Origin of the sequence: Lentibacillus halophilus, from assembly GCF_039522485.1 — a bacterium.
In the GTDB taxonomy this organism is placed as follows: domain Bacteria; phylum Bacillota; class Bacilli; order Bacillales; family Amphibacillaceae; genus Lentibacillus; species Lentibacillus halophilus.
The window spans coordinates 1-3112 of the sequence record NZ_BAAADM010000044.1; the positions used below are offsets into that span (position 1 = coordinate 1).

4 protein-coding genes are annotated in these 3112 nt (G+C 38.0%); all 4 read right to left on the reverse strand.

What is annotated here, in order from left to right:
* Positions 1-324: 324 nt before the first annotated feature.
* The 4 genes from ABDZ72_RS08955 to ABDZ72_RS08970 all read right to left on the reverse strand — a co-directional run bounded on the left by ABDZ72_RS08955 (position 325) and on the right by ABDZ72_RS08970 (position 3035).
* Positions 325-1710: a hypothetical protein gene (locus ABDZ72_RS08955; protein WP_343752471.1), complete on the reverse strand. Its 1386-nt coding sequence runs from the start codon at positions 1708-1710 to the stop codon at positions 325-327.
* Positions 1703-2401, reverse strand: coding sequence for an ABC transporter ATP-binding protein (locus tag ABDZ72_RS08960; protein WP_343752472.1), 699 nt, complete (start codon positions 2399-2401; stop codon positions 1703-1705). The genes ABDZ72_RS08955 and ABDZ72_RS08960 overlap by 8 nt, the downstream gene beginning before the upstream one ends.
* Positions 2402-2588: 187 nt before the next feature.
* Positions 2589-2768 carry a hypothetical protein gene (locus ABDZ72_RS08965; protein ID WP_343752473.1) on the reverse strand — a complete coding sequence of 60 codons (180 nt, stop codon included), beginning with the start codon at positions 2766-2768 and terminating at the stop codon, positions 2589-2591.
* A 99-nt stretch (positions 2769-2867) separates the two neighbouring features.
* Positions 2868-3035, reverse strand: coding sequence for a DUF6366 family protein (locus ABDZ72_RS08970; protein WP_343752474.1), 168 nt, complete (start codon positions 3033-3035; stop codon positions 2868-2870).
* Positions 3036-3112 lie beyond the last annotated feature (77 nt).

Sequence of the window (3112 nt, forward strand, 5' to 3'; positions counted from 1 at the left end):
TCCGAGAAAAATTCGTGTCTTTGATTACATCTTCGATGGATAGAAAATATAGTTTTTCACCGGTCTTCTAAGGAATTCGCCAAGAGTTATCATGAACGAAACTAGCCCCTTATCGTAACGACGTGGGTTAATTTGGTAATACTTTCTTACTAGTAAGACATACCAAAACAGAGCCATAATACGAAAGGAGCTAGTTATATGTATGATAACCCAAAATGCGTAGGTTTAAACGCATCAAAAGAAAAAATTGCGGTCGCTGTTGCGGACGAAGAGCGTTCAAAGCACGCACACTATTCTGAATTGTTTTGGTGCCTGGCACTCGCACTACGGTGAAAAATTCACTTGTTTTTTCAGCATTAACAGTACAATAACAAACCCAAGTGCTATCGCTGGATAAGTTCCACTGAACACAACTGCAATGAGGAATAAAACTCCGGTACCGTCTTCAAATTGAAAATAACTCGATTGTTTTGCTAGTAAGGTGATTGTTTTGTTCATGTTTATATGATAAAAAAACAGAAAAACACAAGCGTAAAAAACTAACTTTATAGGAGTCCACATGGAGAAATTCATCATCGCGTGTACTATAATCGGACTCGACACCAAACATGCACCAGCAACAACCCACTTAAAATAGGATTTTTTAAATGATACCAAATTCCATGGCAAAACCTCCAAAATATCCGCCCGCATCCGGTCGTTGAAAAAATTGACTGCGATGGTGGCATAAGCATAAATGGCTACCGCAATTCCGATGTGATAAATCATTTCATTCATAAAAATAAATACGATTAGCATCAGCATAAGTGCACCGACTAATCGGAAAAGAAGCTGCAAATTTTTGGCCAGATAAACCCGCCACAACCTGTTATGTATGGATTTATCTGATTGAAAGGGCTTCCTTGTCCTTGATGATTTTTGAAAGATACTGAACTTCTTCTCGCGCTTAACCTTTGTTTTCGACGCCGTTGAAATCAGGAACATGTTCCAAATCCGAAAATCATTCACTTCGGTTACCTTGGACCATTGAACTCGATCGAATATCGAATGTGAAAGCAGAAAATAATTAATCACAATAATCAGTACAAGCTGAGTTAAGCCAACTAAAGGTGAAGCCGACAATATGCCGATTCCATTGATTATCAAAACCGCCACAAGCCATTCTACTTTAATCCAAAATCCTTTCTGAAAAAGAACCCATTGTGGAACAGTCAACACAATTTCATATAATAAAAAGGTAGATAAATAAGCAATGACGATTAATGCGGAAATTGGAGTTAATAAGATTACCAGACTTGCTGCCACAGCACCTATCAGAAATTGCTTCATTAATTTTTCCAGAAATACATAGAACCATATTCGCCCTGGACTGTATGGAAGCAATGTCAGTTGGTATTCTGTACTGGAAAATAATACGCCCGGTTCACCGAATGACTTGAAAATATAACGAATCGGCAGCGCTATCAGAATCACCCAGAAACCCTTTTGTGCATTTGCCTCGAAAAATAAAAACTCTTCCTGAAAGCTGTCCAACACATCACCAAAAATAAATATACTTGCAAACACATACCCACCGAGAAGCGCCAAATAAACAGCTGTCGTTTTATCAATCATCACTTCCATTGCCATCTTGTTTATTATTTTCTTTTTACGGAAACGGCTTTTCCGTATGAAAAAATATGTATTTGCTTCACTTCTTCCCCTATTCATCGACTGACCTCCGTTTGATCGTCTGGAAGTCGGCTATTGGTCCATGACTTTGTATCTTGCCATGCTGCAGCATAATATAATTCTCAGCAATATCCTTTACACGTTCCAACTGGTGGGAAGTCAACAAAATACTTGTACCATTTTTCGCCTTTTCTTGAATCAATTCCTCCAAATATTCCATTGCGTAAATATCCAGCCCCATAAACGGCTCGTCGATAAAGAGAAGTGGCGTATCCGGCAGCAATGCACAGATTGTCTGCACTTTTTGTCGCATCCCTTTTGAAAGTGCCTCCGGATATTTATCCAATTTGTCTTCCAGCTCAAACCCGGGAACCAGCCGTTCGAGTGAATTCTGCAATTTTTCTTCAGGAACCGCATAACTCATTGCATACAACTGAAAATGTTGCATTACAGTCAATTCGGTCAAAAGCAGTGGCTCTTCCGGCAAATAGGAAATCAGTTGCTTAAAGGTGAGAAAATCATCATCCTGACCATACTTCTCGTTAATCCAAATTTCACCCTCTGACTTAGCCATTACGCCCATAACCGTTTTAAACAGTGTCGACTTTCCAGCACCATTATGACCGACAAGTGCTGTTACGGAAGAAGGTTTAATGTCAAAAGTGATTCCATCAAGCAGGACTGCCTGGTTCATTTCTATCCGGAGATTCTTTATCTGTAACACGTTCATATGTGCTCACCCTTTTGGCTTTTCATTCCACTGCTTCATACGTTTTTAATAGATCCAGTTCTAGTTTTGGGCAAAGGAATGACAATAACGACATCTTCGCCTTCCGTTACTAATCAAGAAAAACACATTCATATTCAAGAAAAGCGCCTGATCGTATTGTAGCAACTACAACAAAAAAGCAAAAAAACTAATTTAAAAATGGAACGTTTTGAAAGGCTTGAACGGTCAATACTAACGTCAGTAAAGAACCTGCAGACATTAAAGGTATTGTTTTTCGCCAGCTAACTTCCTTTGAAGGTTTAATTAGTTCATAAATCACTGCAATCCATATAAACATCGATGCTAGGGAAATAATACTCATAGACATATTTCATACATCCTTACTGAAACATTTACTTAGCAATAAAATATTTGTTTTACAATATGACCCGGTGAATAAACACTACTTATTATAGAATTGCGCCTGTTAACGGAAGAAAACAGCATATATTACAATGGCTATAATTATCACAAGAAAGGCTATACTAAAGCCCTTCCAACCTAAGCCAGCAATAATGTCGTATTGCTCTTTTCTTTGATTCATTTTACTTTGTTCCTCTAACGTATCTTCAGTCGTTTTACTATTTGTGCTCATTATACCCCTCCCTCAATAAATTAATGTTTTCTTGGAATTCCTTCGTTTTTCTCCCGATTTCTTTTGATTTATTGAAG